This window comes from Ehrlichia japonica (assembly GCF_000632845.1).
In the GTDB taxonomy this organism is placed as follows: Bacteria; Pseudomonadota; Alphaproteobacteria; order Rickettsiales; family Anaplasmataceae; genus Ehrlichia; species Ehrlichia japonica.
This window is the reverse complement of sequence record NZ_CP007474.1, coordinates 633648-655292: the sequence shown is the minus strand read 5'-3', so window position 1 is coordinate 655292 and position 21645 is coordinate 633648. Positions and strand designations below refer to the sequence as shown.

Below are 21645 nucleotides of genomic sequence, written 5' to 3'. Positions count from 1 at the left end.
GATATGGAAAAGCAATATTTGTATAGTGCCATTAAATATGGAGATATAGTACGTGTTAAGAGTTTCTTTGAGTCGTCAACAAATAAAGAGATATCTAGCGCAATATTTGATAATGTAGAAGGTGGAAATGGTATATTGCAATATATACTTAAGTTACATCAAAATAATAAAAGACCCGTTAATATTGAGATCTTTGGTGAAGTTTTAAGGCATTGTAGTGATGATGTAATAAACACTAAGGATGCGAATGGGGAATACCCATTGCTTATGGCTGCAAGAACTGGAGAGGATTTTTTATGTCAATTTCAAAATATTCATTTAACCCGCAAAACAAAACTTTTGAAAAAAGTTAATTGGAAAGTTACTGATAATCAAGGTCGCGGTGTATTAGCTAATGCTATACTTTCTGGTGATTCTGAATGTTGTAATCTAGTATTAAATTTACCGGATGCACTGTATCATATTCGTGCTAGAGAAAATGATAACAGCAACGTATTGCATTGTCTTTTTAATAGCTATGCTGCTAAACCTGAACAAAAAGCAGTTTTTAATTTTGTACTTAATAAACTAAAGTTGTTATATGCAAATGTTGAAAGTCTAGAATCAAGTACAGTGTTTAGTTTAAGTAAGTTGTTAGCTGAAAGAAATAAATTAGGAGAAACACCACTTCATTTACTTGCAAAATCTAGATTGATTGATAATTTAAGAGATGATATTGATTTTGAAGACATATTAAAGAGTTCTAATCTATTAGCACGTACTAAAAATAATGAGACTGTTATTGATTTAGCAGTGAAGCACAATAATAGTGTTATAGTTGATTTTGTATTAAGAAGTTCTATAAGGCATTTTGAAGAACTGCGTGATAAGAAAAATTTAGTACAGAAACAAAAATTACAACAACAGGAAAAGCAATCAGCACAATTAGTAATACAACAAGAAAAATTGTTAGATTTAGAACAGAAAGAAGAAATTAGAAGGGATGAATTGTATAGCAGATTACAAGCAGCATGTTTGGGTGAAGAGTTAAAAATCAGAAGATTGTTGCAAAGTGAAGTTGAATCAGATGAAGCTACTCTCAAAATATCCGCTATAAGTGAAGCAAAATCTAAATTAGCACTAGAAAAAGTAGCAGAAGAGCGAATACGATTACAACAAAAAATAGAGAAACTGGAAGCTGAGATTTCTAATGATAGAAAGGTACAGGAGGAAAGGGAACTAAAAGTACGTTGTCAATTTGATGATATAACAACAATACGCAGTCATGTGGAGGAAGCGGCAGAATTACAACGTAAGGTGAAGTGTGTACGGCAAGAGATTAATGAGACAGTAAAGAATGCAGAATTACCATTATTAGATGCTGTAGGAGTACTTACACTACAAATCAAATATCAAGAACTACTAAAACTAGAGAATTCACAACGTAAAGTGGAGGAACTTTTATTTAAAAAAATTGAATCTCAAGAATCTATAAGGAAAGAAGTACATTCACAGGTAGAGAAAGAACTACAAATAATACAAAAAGATCTACAAAGGAACAGACAGGAATGCTTAAAGTTTATAGCAGAAGTGTTGGAGGGCTTACAGCAAGAGTATCCACAAAGGCGAATGTATGTGGAAGGGCTAGAAGAGCTGGAAGAAGAACAAAATCAGTTAATTGAAGTTGAAAAAAAATTAACGCGAGATAGGCGAAATTTAAAAATCAAAAGCGTGTTAATGGAGCAGCTATCCTTACAAAACGAAGTATTAAACGAGATACGTGTATCACAAAATCCACAACAGGAAAGTCAACAAAAGAAGGTGGCACTATTAAATGAGAGATTAAAGTGTATTAATACATTAGTGGGGATAACAAAATCTATATTAGACACAAAGGATAGGATAGCAGAGATAGAAAGACTACAAGTAGAACTGGATCAAGTAAAAGAGCAAAAGGTAGTATCAGGATCTGCAGGATTAAGATTGTGGACAGCAAAACACATTGCGTTATTAAATATGAAAATGCGGCTACAAGAAGGTTTTGTGCAGCAGATACAAAAAGGGGAGGAAGTAGTAAAAGAAAGTAATAGACAAGCAATATTAGGTGGGATACAGGTACCATTGTTAAAAATGTTACCTCAGGAATTAGTATTAGAAGAACGCATACAAAGTATGCAATGTCAATTACTAAAATTAAGAAAATTATCATTAGAAACATTAGATAAACAATTATCAGATGACTCACTAAAACAATTAGGTAAGCAATTAGAACAACAACTCAAGAATTTAGACAAACTAAAAAAAGACAGAGATCGAATACGAAGAGACATAAAGGATATCCAAAGATCTCGATCTCAGAAAGAAGGAGGGTCAGTATCAGAAACACACATGTTGCAAGAAGAAAAAAAATATGTAGAAAAAGAATATGAACAAGTAGAAAAAACAATAGCGATATTACAAAAGGAAATAGTAGAAAAGAGAAAAGATGGAATACAAGAAATCTTACAAGAATTAAAATGTGCTCTATTTAAGAATTTAGATGATCGTAATTTTGTGATTTTATCTGAGTATAGAGAAATATTTGGGGATTACTCTTCAGATGATTCAGAATTAGTTTCAAGCATAATTAAAGGATATGAGAGGTTTAATGATGTAAAGCAATGTCGTAAATATTATGAAAAAGTTAATGATTTAGATGTTGATATTGGCAAAATAAGACATGTTATTGAATCTAGGGATATTGAATTAATTCAATACATGTTTCATAAACATAAAAGGTTATCTGATCAAAATGCTCTTATAAAAGAAGTAATTAAAGTAAAAGATTCTAATTTTTTACATGATGTAGTATCTGTTTTAGGCATTTCTACAGTGCTGGATTGTATGATAGATTGTTCAGAAAAAGAAGGTCCTTTAGACTATATGTCTCCTGAGGCTTTTATTAATATAATACATAGTCCATACATAACCAGTGATGATTATCAGAAATTAGCTAAGATATTTGCTGCAAATGGTAATTTATTTGATACTGTTATACGAGAAGCTTCATCTGATTACCTTATAGTTGATGGTATTAAAAATATTGTCTCTGCTGATCGTGGGAATTTTCCTTATGCAGCAACAATTATGTCCAAAGTGAGAAGTTTTCTATTTTTTTGTGTTAATAATGATCGAACAGAAAACCTTAAGTTGTTGTTAAGATGTTTCCCATATATGGTCTATGATATAGAAAATGGTAAAAGTTTATTAGAGACTGCGTCAGATTTACAAAATATACCTTTGGTTAAGTATATAATTTCAGTGCATAGAAAAATGGTACGACAAGCTGTAGAAGATGAAGATCATTATGCCATTGTGTCCTATCATTCGAATCTGAATATAATGCAATCTTTTGATCAAGTTTCGAGAATTAATAGCGAAGATGTTCTGAGTATTTTGAAGGAGAATAATGAATTTATTAAAGCGCTTAGTCCCTCAGCAAGGGATTTATTAATACTTAAGGTATTAGATAATGCTCAAGAATGTGGTAATGTTAAAGTCTTACAGTACTGCGCTGAAGTTTATCCTGAGTTAATAAGCAAAGATCTAGGTTATAATCTAGCGCGTATATATGATACTAAATTAAATTCAGCAACTATTAGTGCAACTCCATTAACTAAAGAAGAAAGTGCTCTAAAAGATATTTTTCCTTTATCAAGAGGTAATGTAGGCCAGTTTGGTATTTTATCACAATATATGTCAGTAATAAGAAGTGGTAATATTGAGAGGTTTCAAAAAGAGATTATTGATTTATTTAATAATAATGTAGCAAAATATGCTGAAAAAAGTCATGGAGAGATAGGGCATACTATATTTACTTTAGTAGCAGCGTTTGGAAATGTTGAGCAATGGAATAAGCTGGTAAAGGGATATCAAGATATAAAACAGAATAGAAAAACAAAGAATATATTTGCAGATATTAGTGATCCATTGAATGGAAATAGATTATCTACTCTACTTAGTCCACTTCAAGCTGCTGTTATTAAATGCAATATGCAGATGATTAAGTATTTTATAGAGAATATTACGCCTAAAGAATTAGCAGCAGTATATGGTGATAATGGTGATAATGTTTTCCATACTATGATATCGGAAGATCAATTTAACTTAGTTGAAGATATTGTACATAGTGGTAAATTTCCAGCAGATGCATTAATGAAGGCATTTTTGCAGCCTAACAAGAAAGGTGTGACACCTTTTGCTATTGCAGCTGAGAAAGGGTACAAGAGAGTTTGTATAGGTTTTATTCATGAAATTGAACAGCATAGAAAGCATGCAAAAGATTTAATGATGAATGAAGTTTTCGTCAAAGATATTGTCGATAGTAAAGATCTTGACTTACTAGAAGAGTTGTTCAACATTAAATGTTATATTGGTAAGTCTATATATAAACAGCGAATTCATTTAACAAAACATAAAATAGCAGGGCATAACTTGTTAACCTATGCTTGTAAAGTTGGAAATGAAGAGTTTATCAAAGCCCTAATGAAGTATTATAATGAAAGAGACCTATTTGATGTATTACAGGAGGTTGTTAAACCTCAGTTAAATATTAAATTTGATATATTACATCTATTTTTATCAGATCTAATTTCTAGGTCTACTGATCCTGAGATATTAAACAAAGTTTCACGGTGTGTTGTGCATAATGCTAACGCCTTAGCAGCTTTTGATGCATTGGAAAATACTTCTAGTCTTTCAATTAGCCAAAAACTCAGTATTAGAGATATTATTGAACAAAATAATTCTCAATCTTTAAGATATTTAATTGAGAAGACAGGAGAAGATTTTTGGTTAAAATGTGATGAAGGGTTAAGTTGTTTGGGGCTAGCTGTTTGTTATCCGGATATGTTAGAAATATGTTGTGACTATTTAAAGAATAATCCTGAAGTAGCACTGGGGAATGATGTACTACCTCATTCTGCAATATTATCTAATAATCTTGAATTATTAGAAGAACTTATAAAGAGGAATCCTGCTTTATTATTAGAACAATATGATGTTAGAACACCAGTATATAAGAAAATCGCTAAACAATTAAAACAGAATTATAAGTGTAATTTTAAATCTTTTGAGACATTATATGATTTTGCACGGAGAGAAAATGCTGATCCTAAAATAATAGACTATTTAGAACTAGCTTCATTGAACTATTGCAATAGTACTGTAGATTTGACAAATGGTCCAGTAGTTAATGAAAGCTTAGTACGTATGGTTGCAAAACGTACTAGTGATGTTGCAACTCTATATCCAGAATTGTATAATTACACCATTGACCAATTTAGTATAGGAGAGACTATACGTTCTGTTAATCATTTGGAAAGTAATATATTTCATTTGGTTACAAAAGAAAATGTTAAATTTTTATATGCAATAGCTGAAAGATCTTATAAACATGCAATAGATGTAAGAGATGAAAATCTTCAAAATCTTATGAGAAATATGGTTAACCAAATTAATCCTTCAAGTGGATTATCTTTTTTTCAATATCTTGCGTTGTCTGGTAACTATGATATGTATAAAAGTATTAAGTTACTTTGTGGAGATATAAATTCAAAAACATCCCAAAAAGCTAATTTAGCACATCTTTGTGCTTATAGTGGGATGAAAGATGAAAAAGGTAATTTTGAGTTTGAAAATTTAATTAAAAATGATAAAAAATTAGCAACAGCTTCAGATCGTAGGGGAAAAGGGCTGTTGTATTATGTTGCTGAGGGTCGAGTACAGGATTTAAAAGTACGTGAAGAAGCTTTTAATCTGATATTATCGCAAAAATTAGATGGTAGTATCGAGAAGCTATCACAAAATAAGTATAATAGAGAAGTCCTTAATGCTATTTTTGTTAGTGAAAGTCAAGAATTATCTAGGGCATTTTTAGAAAGAATTGGTACTAAAAAAAGATCTGATCTCATTAAGCAACAAAAAAAATTGTTGCATATAGTGAAAAATACTTCTGATCCTGTAAAGAAGGAATCCTTGCTGTCTTATGAATCTAATTTTGCAGCTTGTGCAGAAGCATTATTTGGCAATCGTAATGAGATTGGTGATTCATCAGGGGTATCTCCAGCAATATCAATAACTCAGTTAGAAGCACCTCAAGATGATACAGCAGTTTTTCCGTCTAGCCAACATGAAGGTTTATCGAGTTCATTAGCTGATGAAATGGCAAATATATTACCAGAAAGTAAAATTGTTGTTAGTAAAGATAAAAAAGAAATACTAGATAGTCAGAATGAGATAGAATCTCTAATTCAGAAAGGTGGAAGTATTCGTGAGTATACTGGAGCAATTAATAGAGCTCCTAGTGCATCAGTATTACAACTTAGAACTTTATCAGAAGAAACGTCTATTGTTGAGCGTGCTGTTTTATCTGGTAATGTTAATTTTATAGAAGCTTTGCTAAATTCTAACAAGAAATTAAATCCGAATATTACTGATAACCATGGGAATACCTTATTACATAAATGTGTAGATTTTTTAAAATGGAATCCAGACAAATTATCAGATAAGAAAGTACAGTATTTATTTACTAAACTAATAAGAAATCATGGTTTTGATATTAATTGCAGAAATGAGTGTGGTGATACAGTTCTTGATATGTTACAAGGGTTAGAAGAAAGTAGTGTTATTCCACTTATAAAGATATTGATGCAAGATTCTCGAGTAAGTGAGCATCATAATCAAAGGTTTAGTAAAGCAAAAAGTACATTTCTTGAATATGATTCTACTTATGATGTTAGCAATGAAATTAAAGCATCTAAAGTTCTACAGTGTAAATTTAGTGATTTGTGTTATGAAATTTGTAGCAATATTTTAGGTGATGAGTCTGTTAAATATAAAAGTGTTGCTGATATAAATTATGCGAGACTACGAAAAATATTGAATGATAATGTTATTAGGAAAACTTTAGTTAATACAGATGCTAATGGTGACAATATTTTGCAGAAATTGTGTAGGGACATTGCTGCTGGAAAAATCAAGAATGATAATATAAGATTGTTAGAACTTATTGAGACGATTGTACGTTGTTTAAAAGATGTAGATCCAGAATTACTACAAAATCTATTATTTGATAATAGAAATTTAAGATTTGAAAATGGGATAGAAAGTATAGCGGCTGTTCCTGGTGCATATACTTTAGTAAAAAAAATAGAAGAATTATTAGGCAAAAGAAAAATATCTGATGCATGTGATTTTAATTCTATGTTAGTAAATTGTGCTGAAGCTGGTAATGCTGATTTGTATGACTATATTCGTAAAAATTATGCGACTATTGGCATAAATAATGTGGATATACATGGTAGTTCATCTTTACATAAAGCTGTTATTACTGGTTCAAGAGAAACAGTTGAAGCAGTATTATCAACTGGAAGTAATATAAATAGAAGGGATAAAGATGGTAATACACCTTTACATAGTTTGTTGATTTTTATGATATCTTCTCCTGAAATGATAACGCTTGACCATGTTAAACTTGTAGAATTTTTAGTATCTCGCGGGGCTTTACTTTCTGTAAAAAATAAATTAGGAATTTTTCCATCTCAGATTGCAAGATTTATTGATGATTCTAAGAAAATTAGTAGAAGATTTTCAGGTGAGCAAGTTGATGTTTTACAATCTTTAATGAATGGTAGGGATAGATACTACGACATTAAGTCTCAATGTATTTCTAAACTTAAAAATTATGTTCAGTTAAAACAAAACATGAAGTATGACGATGTACGGTTTGATATAATGGGTGGTATATTGTCTACTAATATGGGTGGTGGAAAATTACAAGCAAGTAAATTATTGAATAGTAATTTTTGTCAAGAGCATAGATTACAAACAGTAAAATTTAATTTTTCTGATGAAGATAGAGGATATGTACAAAGTGTTGGTAAGAAAAGAAATTATGTTGTTACTGATGGATCTATAAAACTTAAATTATCTTGGAAACCTGTTGTTCCAAAAGGTGCAAAAGAACAAGTGGTTAATGTTATAGTCGATTCTGATGGTAGTATATCATTGGCTGATAAGGATGTAGAAAAGTATGGAAAGCATGGTGAAAGGATACATTTTGATCGCTGTTGCATTTATGTTGGTGGAATAAAATTGGAGGATGCTTTAAGGGATGGAAGATGGAAGGAGCAGAGAAATAAAGATTTTCTCAATCAGGAGGTTAAATCTACAACTTCATTAGATGAGGATCATGATTCAGAGGTTAAATCTACAACTTCATTAGATGAAGATCATGATTCAGAGGTTAAATCTACAACTTCATTAGATGAAGATCATGATTCAGAGGTTAAATCTACAACTTCATTAGATGAAGATCATGATTCAGAGGTTAAATCTACAACTTCATTAGATGAAGATCATGATTCACATGCTAGTATTGCATCTCAGCCTTTAGGGGCATGTGCATTAGATAAAGATGGTCATGATGTTGGCGCTTTAGGTCCTGATCTGCAGGCTAGTATTGCATCTCAGTCTTTAGTGGCATTTGGATCTCAAGCTAGATTAGATGCGATGGAAGAAAGTGAAACATTGTTACCACATGTAAAGTCTGAAGATATGTATTCACCTATAGATCAAGATGAAGTGTCTATGAAATTATTAGTGTTGGGTTTACCAAATACATTAGTTTTACAGGAAGAGAAATCACGCTTTTTAGATAGTAGCATGGCCTTGAAAAAACGCATAGAAATTTTTCAGGAATCTATGAATTCTTCTTTTCAGGAATCTATGAATTCTTCTGAAAGACAAAAATTACTTGAACGTCAAGTAAAATTCTTATGTAAGGAATTTAGTGGTACGTTTTTAGAATATCGAAAAATGTTATATAAATTAAGCAGTAAAGCATTCCAACGAGAGTTAATTAGTCAAACTTGTAATGCAATATTCAAACAATATAAAAATAATCTATGTATATTACATGAGAATTTAAAAGCTGTATCATGCTTAAATGTTCCATTAGCTTGTGAAGTTTTGCTGAAACAAACATATGGAGATGAATTGAAAAAATATCAAGATGTGTGTAAAAAAGTATGTCTACAGGTAGAAGGTATACATGTTGTAGGTTCATCATCTGATTTAGAGTTTTCTTTAACAACTAGATTGACAGCTATAGCATCTGTTCCTAAATCTGTACATGGCCAGTATCATCAATTAAAAACAGTGGAATCAAAAGATTCAGTAGCTGAAATTAGGGAGGGTATTTCTGATGATAATTTATTCGATAAACAAAAAGGAGAGGAACACAAGGTAAAAACTGTAGAGTATTCTCAGGATAAAAGTTATGAAAAAGTTAAGGTGTTAGGAGATACAAGAAAATCTTCATCTGCTGATAATATATATGATACCAATAAAACAATAAAAAATAGACAGAAGGTTTTAATGCCGGGATTGGTACCAAGAACTATAGACTACTCTAAAAGTAATGAAGAAGTTTCGACTACAAAACGTTCTTTGATTGGTACTGACGATGAATATATTCTCAAGCTTTCTAAGAGAGGATGGAAGCCGATGCAATATAGTGATGATGCTGTGAAAAATTTATCAGATTGTGGTATTGCTCAAAAAGATCAAGAGCAGTCACAATTGGTACCAAAAGGTGCAAAGAATAAAGGTAAAGATTACAAAGAAAATTCTAATATAATTGTTAAAAAGAGTGCGTCTTTTTCAGATTTTTGTGATTTAAGACTAGATTTAGCGCATAATAAGGGTAAGACTTTAGAAGATGTGTCTTTAAAAAAGGAGGAAAGCAAGGGAGATAGTACTGTTACTGTAAAGCAAGAACTGATTAGTAATGCTTCATTAGGTTCTGTAGTGCCTTTGCCTTCTCCTGAAGTTAAGAGAAAATCAAAAATACAAGATAGGTAATGCTATTTATGGAAGTAGCGTTTTATATTTATAAAATTCTTGTATAGCTACTAAAAGATAATATACTTTAAGCAGGTATTTTTAATTTTAGGTTTATGGCTAATCTTAAAGCTTTGTTGTCAAGAATAAAAAGCGTAAAATCTATACAAAAGACTACTAAGGTTATGCAGATGATATCTGCTGCTAAGTTGCATCGTGTCCAGCAGAAATTAGAAAATGCTAAGAAGCATTTATTAGAGCTCAGTGCTATTGTAGATTATGTTACCCCAGGTATGACACATGATCTTGTTTCTGTGTCTAAGAAAGAAAAAATTTTGTTGATTATAATGTCTTCTGACAGAGGGTTATGTGGTAACTTTAATAATTTGATAGTTAAATTTAGTAAATCTTATATCTCTAATTTAGAAAATAATAATAAAGAGGTAAAATTAATTTTTTTTGGGAAAAAAGCATATGATATGATGTGTAGCCAGTACTCAGGTAAGATATTGGATGTATTCTCTAATACCAAATCTATTACAGATTTTTTGTATTTTAAGCTTTTTGTATATAATAGCGGTATTAACTTTGATCAGTTTGATAATGTTATAATATTGTTTAATAAGTTTTATAGTACTATATTACAAAAACCTAATGCCCAAGAATTAATACCTTATAATCTTGAAATTTCGGTATTGTTAAGAGAAATGTATCAGTATGAGCCAACGTATATTGATATTTTATCTACTGTAAGTTTGGGTTATGTATTAAATTTAATGTATGTTGCTTTTTTAGAAAATTCTGCTAGTGAACATTGTTCTCGTATGATTGCTATGGAGTCTGCAAATCGGAATACTAAGGATATGTTAAATAAGTTAGCACTGGAATATAATCGTTCTAGACAAGCGTCTATAACTACTGACCTAATAGAGGTAATTAGCGGTTTTGAATCATTAAATTAATAAGTGAGAATTTATGGGAAGTAGTAAACCTTCTGATAGTGAAGCGGAAGAAGCTGTTAATTTATTAATAAGGTGGATAGGTGATGATCCAAATAGGGAAGGTCTTGTTAATACTGCTAAGCGTGTATTAGATGTTTATAAAGGTTTCTTTTCAGGATATAAAGTAGATACACTTTCTATTCGAGATTCGGTATTGCTTAATGAAGGTTACAACGATATGGTAATTTTAAAAAATACTGAATTTACTTCATATTGTGAACATCATATTGTTCCAATGAAGGGTAAAATCAGTATTGGATATATTCCTGATAAATTAATATTTGGTATTGGTAAAATTATTAAATTGATTAACTGTTTCACAAAAAGATTGCAACTTCAAGAAAGATTAACCATGGAAATAGCGAAAGCTTTAAATGATTATTTACTTCCTAAAGGAGCCATTGTTACTATTGAAGCAGTACATGATTGTGTTGCATGTTGTGAAGAAAAAGATAAGAATAATTTGAAATTACAAACGATTTATGCAATTGGAATTTTCCAAGATAACGTAGAGTTAAGGAGAGAGTTTTTTGCTAATATTAGTTAATTGGAGGATAAATTGGAGATTTTAAATGTAGCTGAAGATGCTGTAAGAAAAATAAAAAGTATTGGTTATATTGGTGATGTAGTAATTTATCAGAATAACAGGTTGTTTTTGTTACAACGTCTCCATAAAATTAGTGAAGTTATTCAATCTAAAAACTGTACTATAGGGATTAGGGTTATTGTCAATAATAATCAGTTTGCGTGTATTTCTACTAATGAATTTTCTAATATTTCAAGATTTATAGATCAAGCTGTTGCTATGGCAAAATTATCTACAGGAGATCCATATATTTCGTTATATGATGATTTTATTAATAGGGAAAGTTTGCTCACTAGTAATGATCTAATGATATTAGACAAGACTAATGTTACAGTTGATCAATGTAAAAAAATTACTGAAAGCATGGAAGATGCTGCGTTATCTTATGATAGTAAGGTTATTAATTCAGAGGGATCTTCATTTTCTAGTAGTACAACAAATATTGTTTTAGCAACTTCAAATGGGTTTATAGGTACTTATAGTAAATCTAATTTTGCAAATAGTATTTCTGTTATTGCTGGTATGGGTGATAAAATGGAAGTAGGATATGATTTTTCTTCTGTATGTAATTTAAATGATATGAAAGATCCTGTAAAAATGGGGAAAGAAGCTGCATTAAGAGCGGTTAATAGATTAGATCCTAGAAAAATACAAACCTCTAAAATGCCAGTTGTAGTCGAAAATAGAGTAGCTAGTACATTATTAAAAAACTTTGCAAGTGCTATAAGAGGGGATAATATAGCTAATGAAGCTTCGTTTTTAAGTAATCATATTAATAAAAAAATTTTTCCAGATAACATTTTTATAATAGATGATCCATTAATGGTATCTGGTCTGTCTTCTAGGCCTTTTGATGGAGAAGGAGTTATTGGAAGTAAAAAGTTAGTAGTAGAAAATGGTATATTGAGAAGTTGGATTTTAGATATACGCTCAGCTAATAAATTAAAACTTGAAACCACTGGAAATGCTATAAGGCATTCTAATGCATCAGTCACTCCTGGGGTTAGTAATTTTTATATACAAAATGGAACTTTATCTGTTCAAGAATTAATGTCAGATATAAAAAATGGGCTTTATATTACTGATCTTTTTGGTTTTGGTGTTAACTTAATTACTGGTGATTACAGTCAAGGTGCATCAGGATTTTTTATAGAAAATGGCAAAATATCTTATCCAGTAAGTGGAATTACAATTGCTAGTAAATTACAGCATATGTTTTCTGAGATGTCAATTGCAAATGATTTGGTATTTCTTGGTTCAGTAAATTCTCCTACAATAAGGATAGATGATGTTACAGTTGCTGGATAGTGAGAATTTTAATAGCGTTTTTCTTGATTTATATTCAAAAAATTATATTGGTATCTATCTTATAATAAGTTACTGTATATCATTTAATTAATAATATAGTTTAAGTATTAGCTATAGCTATTGGTATAAGTCCATTTTTTTAGATTAAAGTTTGATAGTTTATGTAAGTATTTTGAATGTAATTATTTTATTGTTTTTAAATAATATAAAAATTCTTTTTTATTAAATTATCTTATAAGGAATAGCGAATATACACATATTTTTAATGTACTTTGTTTGTTGATATTGTGTTTGGTATGTAATTTTGTGTATTTTTTATATTATAGCTTTATTATATTCATATCAACATACAGCATGCTATCAATCTTTAGGAGTTTTGAAAATTTTATGGTTCTGTGTAGTGATGTCTTCTTTGTTATTCTTTAAAGAATTAACAATATTTTTTACATTTTTTCGTATAAATTTTCTTAGTTTTGTCTTTAAAAGTTATATTTTTTTATAGTTGAATACATTGTCATGTAGTATTATTATATAATAAATTTTCTTCTTTAGTTTAAGGTATTAGCGTGAAATTTGGCTAATATATGAGAAAGATATGACTGATTATACGACTGATATTGCAGTAATAGGAGCTGGTCCTGTTGGGATATTTACTGTATTTCAAGCTGGTATGCTCAAAATGCAATGTTGTGTTATTGATGCATTAAATGAAATTGGTGGACAGTGTGTAGCATTGTATCCAGAAAAGCCAATATATGATATTCCTGGGTACCCAATAATTAGTGGTAGAGAATTAATAGATAATTTAAGAAAACAATCTGAACCTTTTAATCCTAAATATTTATTAGGACAAGTTGCTGAAAAAATAGAAGATTATTCAGATTATTTTTTAATAAGAACTAGCAAAGGAATTGTAGTACAAAGTAAAGTTATTGTAATTGCTGCTGGAGCTGGAGCATTTGGTCCAAATCGTCCTCCTATAGATAATATTCTTGATTATGAAAACAAATCAGTATTTTATCAAGTGAGGAAAATTTCAGATTTTTCTAATAAAAATATCATGATAGCAGGGGGAGGTGATTCAGCTGCTGACTGGGCAGTTGAACTTTCTAAAATTGCTAAACAATTATATATAGTACATAGGAGGAAAAATTTTCGTTGTGCTCCTAATACTGCATTACAAATGGATAATTTGTCACGAAGTGGAAAAATTAAAATTATTGTTCCGTATCAGATTAAGGAGTTATATGGTGAAGAAGGGAAATTACATTCCGTAGCTCTTAAAAATATCACGAATCAGGAAGAAATGATACTACAAGTTGATTATTTATTTCCGTTTTTTGGTATATCTGCAAATCTTGGTCCTATGTTAAATTGGGAAATAGAAATAAAAAATTATCAAATGCTTGTTGGTATTAAGACTTATCAAACAAATCGCGATAGGATATATGCAGTTGGTGATATAGCTACATATCCGGGAAAGCTTAAGTTGATATTGACAGGATTTTCAGAATCTGCAATGGCATGTCATCATATATATCATGTGATATATCCTAATTCTCCATTAAATTTTCAATATTCTACTTCAAAAGGTATACCAAAAAATTGAAAAATTTCCAGATAGTCTAGCTTGTTATGTAGATTATGTAGGTGTAATAGTGAGTATACCTTTCTTCAGATGATAATATAGGTAGCACCAATTATATATAACTTGCAATTTTACAAAATTGTTCTATTGATAGATTTTCGGGACGTAGATTATTAGCAATATTAAGAAATTGTAGAATTTCATCTGCATTATTAGTAAGTTTTTTTAATGTAGAGCGTATCATTTTGCGGCGTTCACTAAATGTTGTTTTTAATACTTGAAATAATTTATTGTGATTTACATGAAATCTAGGTTCCGATAATACAATGATATTAATCACAGATGACATTACTTTAGGTTGAGGTGAAAATATTTCTGGTCCAAAATCTTCCATTTTGTATGTATCTGATAACAATTGAATAAGTATAGATAGTACCCCATAGCTTTTGCTATTTGGCTGTGCTATTATACGATCTGCTACTTCTTTTTGAAACATTAATGTAAAACTAGTAAAAAAATTAATATAATTTGTCCATTTTATCAATAGAGGAGTTGCTATATGATAAGGTAAATTTGCTATGATTTTTACTGGAGGTTCAACGATATTCTGTAAATCAATATTTAGTGCATCTGATAATATAAATTCATATTTTCCTTGATATTCTTTAACTATTTTCTGATGTATTGATAATAATCTACTGTCTTTTTCGATAGAAATTAATTTTTTTGGATTTTGTTTTAATATAGAATAAGTCATTGTACCGAGTCCTGGACCAATTTCTATTATTGAATAATCGCTAATATTTCCAGCATAATTAACTATTTTATCTGTAATGTTAGTTGAAGAAATAAAACATTGACTTAATTCTTTTTTAGGATTTATCTTGTTAATATGATGCATAATTAAAATAATGTAATGATAAATTATGCTTATTATACATGCAAAATAATATAGTTAGATAGAAAATATGATTTCTATTGACTTTTATAACATTATATCATATAGAATTATAAAGAATTCTAGCCGGCTTAGCTCAACTGGTAGAGCATCTGATTTGTAATCAGAGGGTTATGAGTTCAATTCTTATAGCCGGCACACGTTTTATTAGTAATTTTTATGTCATTGCTCATCGTTGCTAATTGGAAGATGTATGGTGACTTTCTTACCTTTTCCTCTTTTACACAACAATTAAGTGCTAGCCTAGCTAATGTAAAGGCTGATGTAGAGATAGTGTTGTGTCCGCCTTTTATTGCATTGTCTAAGATAGTTGATTGTATTCCTAATATAAAACTTGGTGCACAGAATTGTTTTTATGAAGCTGAGGGAAAATATACAGGAGAAGTTAGTGCTAAGATGTTATATAGCTGTGGGTGTAGTTATGTAATAGTAGGTCATTCTGAAAGGAGAAACATGTTTCATGAATCTGATCATTATGTGCAGTTAAAAGCAAGTGCTGCAATGAATGCAGGATTGATACCAATCATTTGTATTGGAGAAACTTTATTGGATAGAGAAAATGGTATGTTAAGAGATACTTTGTTAAATCAATGTTATAATTCTTTTCCTAAGCATGGTAAATTCATCATTGCTTATGAGCCTGTATGGGCGATAGGAAGTAATAGTATACCTTCTATTGATATTATAATTGAGTCTTTAGATATTATTAGATCATATGATAATACATCTGACATTATATACGGTGGTGCGGTAAATCAAAATAATATAAAGGATGTTATTGGTATAAACCAGTTATCTGGTGTGTTGGTTGGTAGTGCGAGTTTAAAGTTAAATAGTTTTTGTGATATAATATATAGTGCTGTAAATGTGAGGCAAAACTAATGAAAAAAGTATTAGTTATATGTTCATTTATTATTAGTGTGCTTTTTAATAATGCAATTGCTTCACCAGATGTAGATGGTTTAGATAAACAATATATCTTGATTGGTACTGGTTCTATGACAGGAGTATATTATCTGATAGGAGGTAGTATCTGTAGATTTATGACAACTGATTATGATAAGAGTGATAGTAAGGTAATTTGTTCTATTTCTTCTACTACTGGGAGTGTATACAATCTGAATTCTATACGTTATTCAAATATGGATGTAAGCATTGTTCAATCAGACTTAGAGTACTACGCTTATAATGGATTAGGATTTTATGAGAAAATGCCTCCGATGGACAATTTAAGAATGTTAGCATCTTTGCATAGGGAATACATTACTATTGTTGTTAGAAAAGACTCTAATATGTCAGTAATTGATGATATAAAAGGCAAAAGAGTGAATATTGGTACTCCTGGTACTGGGGTAAGAGTAGCAATGTTAAAGCTATTAAAGGAAAAAGGTTGGACTAGAAAAGATTTTTCTGTTATGGCAGAATTAAAGTCGTCAGAACAAGCGCAAGCTTTATGTGACAATAAAATTGATGTAATGGTAGATGTAATTGGGCATCCTAATGCCTCTATTCAGGAAGCATCTGCAACTTGTGATATAACATTTATTTCTTTGGATGATAAATTAATAGCCGATTTACATGCTAAGTATCCTTATTATCAAAGGGATATTATCGATGGTAAATTATATAACAATCCATCAGATATACAGACTGTGTCAGTAAAGGCATCTCTGGTTACAACTACAGAATTAAGTGACGATTTAGCATATAAGATAGTAAAATCTATAGTAACTCATTTACGAGAACTACGTGGTATTACTGGAGCTTTGAAGACTCTTACTCTGCAAGATATGGCGACTAAGTCAGATATTACTCCTATGCATGATGGTGCTGAGCGTTATTATAGGGAAATTGGGGCTATAGAATAAAAAGTGTGAATAAGTCAGTAAAGATAGTATTGGGTATAGAAACAAGTTGTGATGAGACTGCTGTTGCTATTGTAAATAGTAATAAAGAGGTTTTGTCTCATAAGATTCTTTCGCAGCAAGAGCATTTAGTATATGGTGGAGTTGTTCCAGAAATTGCATCTCGTGCTCATATTAATTATTTGTGCGGTTTAATGCGTAACTGTATAGAAGAATCACAAATTTCTTTAAGTAGTATCGATGCTATTGCCGTTACTACTGGTCCAGGACTTATTGGTGGATTGATAGTTGGTATAATGATGGCTAAAGCAATTGCTAGTGTTATTGATAAGCCTATTATTGAAATTAATCATTTAGAAGCTCATGCTTTAATTATTCGTATGTTTTACGAAGTTGATTTTCCATTTCTATTATTGATAATATCTGGAGGACATTGTCAATTCTTGGTGGCTTATGATGTAGGATGTTATTATAAGTTAGGTTCTTCTTTAGATGATTCTTTGGGAGAGGTATTTGATAAAGTAGCAAGGATGTTAAATCTTGGATATCCTGGAGGACCAATTATTGAAGAAAGGTCTTTGTTTGGCGATGGTAAAAACTTTATTTTACCACGAGCATTAACTAACCGTCCTGGATGTGATTTTTCATTTTCTGGTCTTAAAACTGCTGTAAAAAATATTATTGCAAGTCAGGGATGTATAAATCATGAATTCATATGTGATATTTCAGCATCTTTTCAAGATTGTGTTGGTGATATATTAGCAAATAGAATTAATAATGCAATTGTAATGTCGAAGGCTATAGATCAGAGAATTCATAAGTTAGTAGTTACTGGTGGTGTTGCAGCTAATAAATTATTACGTAGCCGTATGTTAATGTGTGCAGATGATAATGATTTTGAAGTATTATATCCTCCAAGTAAGTTGTGTACTGATAATGGAATTATGATAGGATGGGCTGGTATTGAAAATTTAGCAAAAGGTTATATTTCAAATTTAGATTTTGCTCCAAAAGCAAGATGGCCTTTAGAAAATTTAAAATTTAGTATACCAAAGAAGTAGATAATTTTTTGTTATTCTCATAATAATTATGCGTTAGAGTAAATATATGATTCTGCTATATCTTGTATAGTAGGGGCTTTTTAAGCTTTAATTTAGATTTTACTTTAAAAGTGAAAGGTTTAGTATAGTAGAAAAGAGTATAAATTTTTATCATTCTCATAATAATTATGCACTAATGACATATAACTTTGATAATCTTGTATAGCAGGAATTTTTAAAGTTTTAGTTGAGATTTTACTTAAAAAGTAAAAGGTTCAGTATAGTAGAAAAGATTATGACTTTTTAGCATTCTCATAGTAATTATGCACTAACGATATATAACTTTGATAATCTTGTATAACAGGAACTTTTAAAGTTTTAGTTGAGGTTCTGCTTTCAAAATAAAAGGTTTAGTATAGTAGAAAAGATTATGACTTTTTAGCGTTCTCATAATAATTATGCACTAACGATATATAACTTTGATATATCTTGTATAGCAGGAATTATTAAAGTTTTAGTTGAGGTTTTACTTAAAAAGTAAAAGGTTTAGTATACTAAGGAAGATTATGAATTTTTAGTGCTCTCATGATAATTATGAATTAGATAATATCTAGCTTTGATATTAATTTTATCAGTAAAAATTGTAATATGTAAATCATTATTTAGCTTGTATTAGCGTTATTGCTTAAGTTGTAATATAAATTCTATGCTTTACTTAGCAATTCCTTTACTGATACAAGTTTTCTGTGTGTTTTAAAAGAAAGCATATTTTATATTTAGACTAAAATTAATATTGTGCAGTATATACTAGTATATTTAGATATTTTATGCGGAGAGTTTTTAGTAAAAGCTAGTGTAATTTAATAGTTATATTTTTTGGTTTTTTTGATAAATTATTGTTTGATCTGTAGTAAAAAATACTGTAACCGATAAGATATAGGTTAGTATTATGATATCTAATAACCCAGTAATCATAGTCTTGTGATATTGTGAAATAAATGGATGGTATTTATGGGTGATATAAAAAGGATAAATAACAAAAAAATTGCATCGGAAGTGTAAAATATTGATAATTTTATTACTATTATTAAAGTATTCAAATAATCTGTGGAAGAGGGTACTATTAGATCATATATGTACTGAAAATCTGAGTTCGATTTTTTGATAGAAACACGTGAAAGTACTCAAAATTGCATTTTATATACATTATGTACGTAATTTGAAATATTTATGTTAATACATGCTTTTTTTATTTTTAATAAAATCATGAGTTATGGTTATTATGATAATTTTTTAAGCTTTTATTAGTTACTACAACAGTGTTTGCTATTTTATCATGCCATGTTTGTTTACGTTTATTAAAGTTACACCATAATATTCCTAAGCATAACGGTAGTGAGGAAAAAATAGATCCAACAATACGTTTAGTTGATTGAGATAATGTTATTTTTTGCAAAGTTGTAGCATCAACAACTCTTAACCCTGTCAAAAATTTTCCTAATGTTGCAGAAAATTTAACCCAGCTATATGTAGCATATATGTAAAGTGCAATAATTTGAATAATTTGTCCACAAATGGCCTTATATACATATCTATTTTTAATTTGTTCTTCTTGTTCAGTTAATGGTGCACTCATTTTATATTTTTCTATAATTTTTATTACAGTGCTATCTGCTTGCTCATACATAAAGAAATAAGAATATACATTGTGTATAATTTGTAATATAAATATTAAAATAGTCAGATCTATTAATATACTGCTAAACCTTCTTATTCCTCCTGAATAGCAAAGTTTGTTACCATCTTGATCTTGTTTATTTTTTTTTTTAAAAGGAAAGTAATTATATAAAAACATTTTTACATTATTCTCAATTATTTCAACATTGATATTTATACTATATAAAATTAAATACAATAGTGTTTTGTAAAAAGTTATGAGTTTAACACCGAAAAAATTTATAATAAAGTAAGAATCTGTTAGGTATTTTTGTTGAATTTCTGTTAATGATAGTATACACTTGCCTTTATATTTTATTATCTATTACGTATTTAATATAACCTATTAAGATGAAAATACAAATTCATGGATTGACAACCTATTCTTATGTAGGAATACGTTGTTGGGAAAAAGTTGTAAGACAAAAAATAGTAATAGATTGTGACTTAACTCTTCGCTCTTCTGCTATATATGATATTAATGATACTGTAGATTACAGTGTATTTAGCAATAACTTGGTTAAGTTTGTTAGTTCACGGTATTTTTTGTTATTAGAAACAATGGCATCAGATTTATTGGCTTATATTATGGCAGATGAAAAGATTTGCCATTGTTATTTAAAACTATGCAAATCTTGTGCTTGTGGAACAGATAGTAATATTAGTATTGTATTGGAATCTACAGAAAGTAATAACTAGTTCAGTATTAAGTATTGTTATATATTTTGTAATTATGTAAACTTCATAAGTGTGGTTGAAGTATAGGGAAAATATGATTAAGCGTAAAAAGATTGCTCTTATTGGTGCAGGTAATATTGGAGGTATGGTAGCATATTTAGCTAGGTTAAAAAATTTGGGAGATGTGGTTTTATTAGATATTAATGATGGTGTAGCTAAAGGGAAGGCACTTGATATGGCTGAATCTTCAGCAGTAGGAAGGTATAATGGAGAAATATTAGGTGCTAGTAGTTATACTGATATCGAAGGTGCTGATGCAATTGTTGTTACTGCTGGGATAGCTAGAAAGCCTGGTATGAGTCGTGATGATCTGATTAATACTAATGTTAATGTTATAAAAGAAGTAGCAGAAAATATTGCTAAATATGCTCCTAATGCATTTGTTGTTGTAGTTACTAATCCACTTGATGTCATGGTTTTAGCTATGTATAAGTATTCAAATTTGCCAAGTAATATGGTTGTTGGTATGGCTGGGATACTTGATGCAGCAAGGTTCTCTTATTTTATTGCAAAAGAATTGAATGTATCAGTAGATAGTGTGAATTCTTTAGTATTGGGTGGTCATGGAGATCTAATGCTTCCTTTAGTAAAATACTCATCAGTTGGTGGAATATCTATTGCTGATTTAATAAAAACCAATTTGATTACACAAGATAAAATTGATGAAATTATAGAAAGGACTAGAAAAGGTGGTGAGGAAATAGTCAGTTTGTTAAAAACAGGTTCAGCTTATTATGCTCCTGCTGAGTCTGCTTTATTGATGATTGATTCTTATTTAAATGATAGAAGGTTAGTATTATCTTGTTCCGTTTATTTAAAAGGAGAATATGGAATCTATGATTTATTTGTAGGTGTGCCTGTAATTATTGGCAAAAATGGCGTAGAAAAAATAATAGAGCTTCAACTAACTGAAGAGGAAAATAATGTATTTAATAATTCTGTTATGTTAATTAAGAAGTTAGTGAGTAATATTTAGTATTTGTT

The 21645-nt window shown here is 29.6% G+C and carries 12 protein-coding genes and 1 tRNA gene; 11 read left to right on the top strand and 2 right to left on the bottom strand.

What is annotated here, in order from left to right; all coding sequences use genetic code 11:
- Positions 1 to 3 precede the first annotated feature (3 nt).
- The 5 genes from EHF_RS02625 (at position 4) to EHF_RS02605 (ending at position 14365) form a co-directional block, all read left to right on the top strand.
- Positions 4 to 9882 (top strand): ankyrin repeat domain-containing protein, encoded by a 9879-nt coding sequence (locus EHF_RS02625; RefSeq protein WP_044194896.1) that lies wholly within the window; start codon positions 4 to 6, stop codon positions 9880 to 9882.
- A 95-nt stretch (positions 9883 to 9977) separates the two neighbouring features.
- Entirely contained in the window at positions 9978 to 10823 is an 846-nt protein-coding gene (gene atpG / locus EHF_RS02620; RefSeq protein WP_044194894.1) for an ATP synthase F1 subunit gamma, read from the top strand.
- Between the two features lie 13 nt (positions 10824 to 10836).
- On the top strand, positions 10837 to 11409 hold the full coding sequence (folE, locus tag EHF_RS02615; protein WP_044194892.1) for a GTP cyclohydrolase I: 573 nt from the start codon (positions 10837 to 10839) through the stop codon (positions 11407 to 11409).
- A gap of 12 nt (positions 11410 to 11421) precedes the next feature.
- Positions 11422 to 12756, top strand: coding sequence for a TldD/PmbA family protein (locus tag EHF_RS02610; RefSeq protein WP_044195871.1), 1335 nt, complete (start codon positions 11422 to 11424; stop codon positions 12754 to 12756).
- Positions 12757 to 13351: 595 nt separating this feature from the next.
- A complete protein-coding gene (locus tag EHF_RS02605; RefSeq protein WP_044194890.1) occupies positions 13352 to 14365 on the top strand; it encodes an NAD(P)/FAD-dependent oxidoreductase in 1014 nt (337 codons plus the stop codon).
- Positions 14366 to 14456: 91 nt separating this feature from the next.
- Here the strand turns inward: EHF_RS02605 and rsmA are convergent, their stop codons facing one another.
- Complete coding sequence (gene rsmA / locus EHF_RS02600; RefSeq protein ID WP_044194888.1) at positions 14457 to 15245, bottom strand: 16S rRNA (adenine(1518)-N(6)/adenine(1519)-N(6))-dimethyltransferase RsmA; 789 nt, start codon at positions 15243 to 15245, stop codon at positions 14457 to 14459.
- Positions 15246 to 15367: 122 nt separating this feature from the next.
- Here rsmA and EHF_RS02595 point away from each other — a divergent pair.
- The 4 genes from EHF_RS02595 to tsaD all read left to right on the top strand — a co-directional run bounded on the left by EHF_RS02595 (position 15368) and on the right by tsaD (position 18228).
- Positions 15368 to 15440: transfer RNA gene (locus EHF_RS02595), tRNA-Thr, on the top strand.
- A 21-nt stretch (positions 15441 to 15461) separates the two neighbouring features.
- The gene (locus tag EHF_RS02590) at positions 15462 to 16184 is read left to right on the top strand and encodes a triosephosphate isomerase (RefSeq protein ID WP_044195868.1); all 723 of its coding nucleotides are present in this window, start codon (positions 15462 to 15464) and stop codon (positions 16182 to 16184) included.
- Positions 16184 to 17170 carry a TAXI family TRAP transporter solute-binding subunit gene (locus EHF_RS02585; RefSeq protein ID WP_044194886.1) on the top strand — a complete coding sequence of 329 codons (987 nt, stop codon included), beginning with the start codon at positions 16184 to 16186 and terminating at the stop codon, positions 17168 to 17170. Before EHF_RS02590 ends, EHF_RS02585 begins: the two co-directional genes overlap by 1 nt.
- Before the next feature lie 5 nt (positions 17171 to 17175).
- Entirely contained in the window at positions 17176 to 18228 is a 1053-nt protein-coding gene (tsaD, locus tag EHF_RS02580) for a tRNA (adenosine(37)-N6)-threonylcarbamoyltransferase complex transferase subunit TsaD (RefSeq protein WP_044194884.1), read from the top strand.
- Between the two features lie 1243 nt (positions 18229 to 19471).
- Here tsaD and EHF_RS02575 read toward each other — a convergent pair.
- Positions 19472 to 20062: an RDD family protein gene (locus EHF_RS02575; protein ID WP_044194883.1), complete on the bottom strand. Its 591-nt coding sequence runs from the start codon at positions 20060 to 20062 to the stop codon at positions 19472 to 19474.
- A gap of 212 nt (positions 20063 to 20274) precedes the next feature.
- On the opposite strand from EHF_RS02575, the gene EHF_RS02570 reads away from it, so the two are divergent.
- Positions 20275 to 20622: a dihydroneopterin aldolase gene (locus EHF_RS02570; protein WP_044194879.1), complete on the top strand. Its 348-nt coding sequence runs from the start codon at positions 20275 to 20277 to the stop codon at positions 20620 to 20622.
- Between the two features lie 73 nt (positions 20623 to 20695).
- Positions 20696 to 21637 (top strand): malate dehydrogenase, encoded by a 942-nt coding sequence (gene mdh, locus EHF_RS02565; RefSeq protein ID WP_044194875.1) that lies wholly within the window; start codon positions 20696 to 20698, stop codon positions 21635 to 21637.
- Positions 21638 to 21645 lie beyond the last annotated feature (8 nt).

What these genes read in the sequence shown, in the direction of transcription:
- EHF_RS02575 (WP_044194883.1), bottom strand. Translation starts at nt 20,062, where the DNA reads ATGTTTTTATATAATTACTTTCCTTTTAAAAAAAAAAATAAACAAGAT.
- mdh (WP_044194875.1), top strand. Translation starts at nt 20,696, where the DNA reads ATGATTAAGCGTAAAAAGATTGCTCTTATTGGTGCAGGTAATATTGGA.
- EHF_RS02590 (WP_044195868.1), top strand. Translation starts at nt 15,462, where the DNA reads ATGTCATTGCTCATCGTTGCTAATTGGAAGATGTATGGTGACTTTCTT.
- folE (WP_044194892.1), top strand. Translation starts at nt 10,837, where the DNA reads ATGGGAAGTAGTAAACCTTCTGATAGTGAAGCGGAAGAAGCTGTTAAT.
- EHF_RS02625 (WP_044194896.1), top strand. Translation starts at nt 4, where the DNA reads ATGGAAAAGCAATATTTGTATAGTGCCATTAAATATGGAGATATAGTA.
- EHF_RS02605 (WP_044194890.1), top strand. Translation starts at nt 13,352, where the DNA reads ATGACTGATTATACGACTGATATTGCAGTAATAGGAGCTGGTCCTGTT.
- rsmA (WP_044194888.1), bottom strand. Translation starts at nt 15,245, where the DNA reads ATGCATCATATTAACAAGATAAATCCTAAAAAAGAATTAAGTCAATGT.
- atpG (WP_044194894.1), top strand. Translation starts at nt 9,978, where the DNA reads ATGGCTAATCTTAAAGCTTTGTTGTCAAGAATAAAAAGCGTAAAATCT.
- EHF_RS02570 (WP_044194879.1), top strand. Translation starts at nt 20,275, where the DNA reads ATGAAAATACAAATTCATGGATTGACAACCTATTCTTATGTAGGAATA.
- EHF_RS02585 (WP_044194886.1), top strand. Translation starts at nt 16,184, where the DNA reads ATGAAAAAAGTATTAGTTATATGTTCATTTATTATTAGTGTGCTTTTT.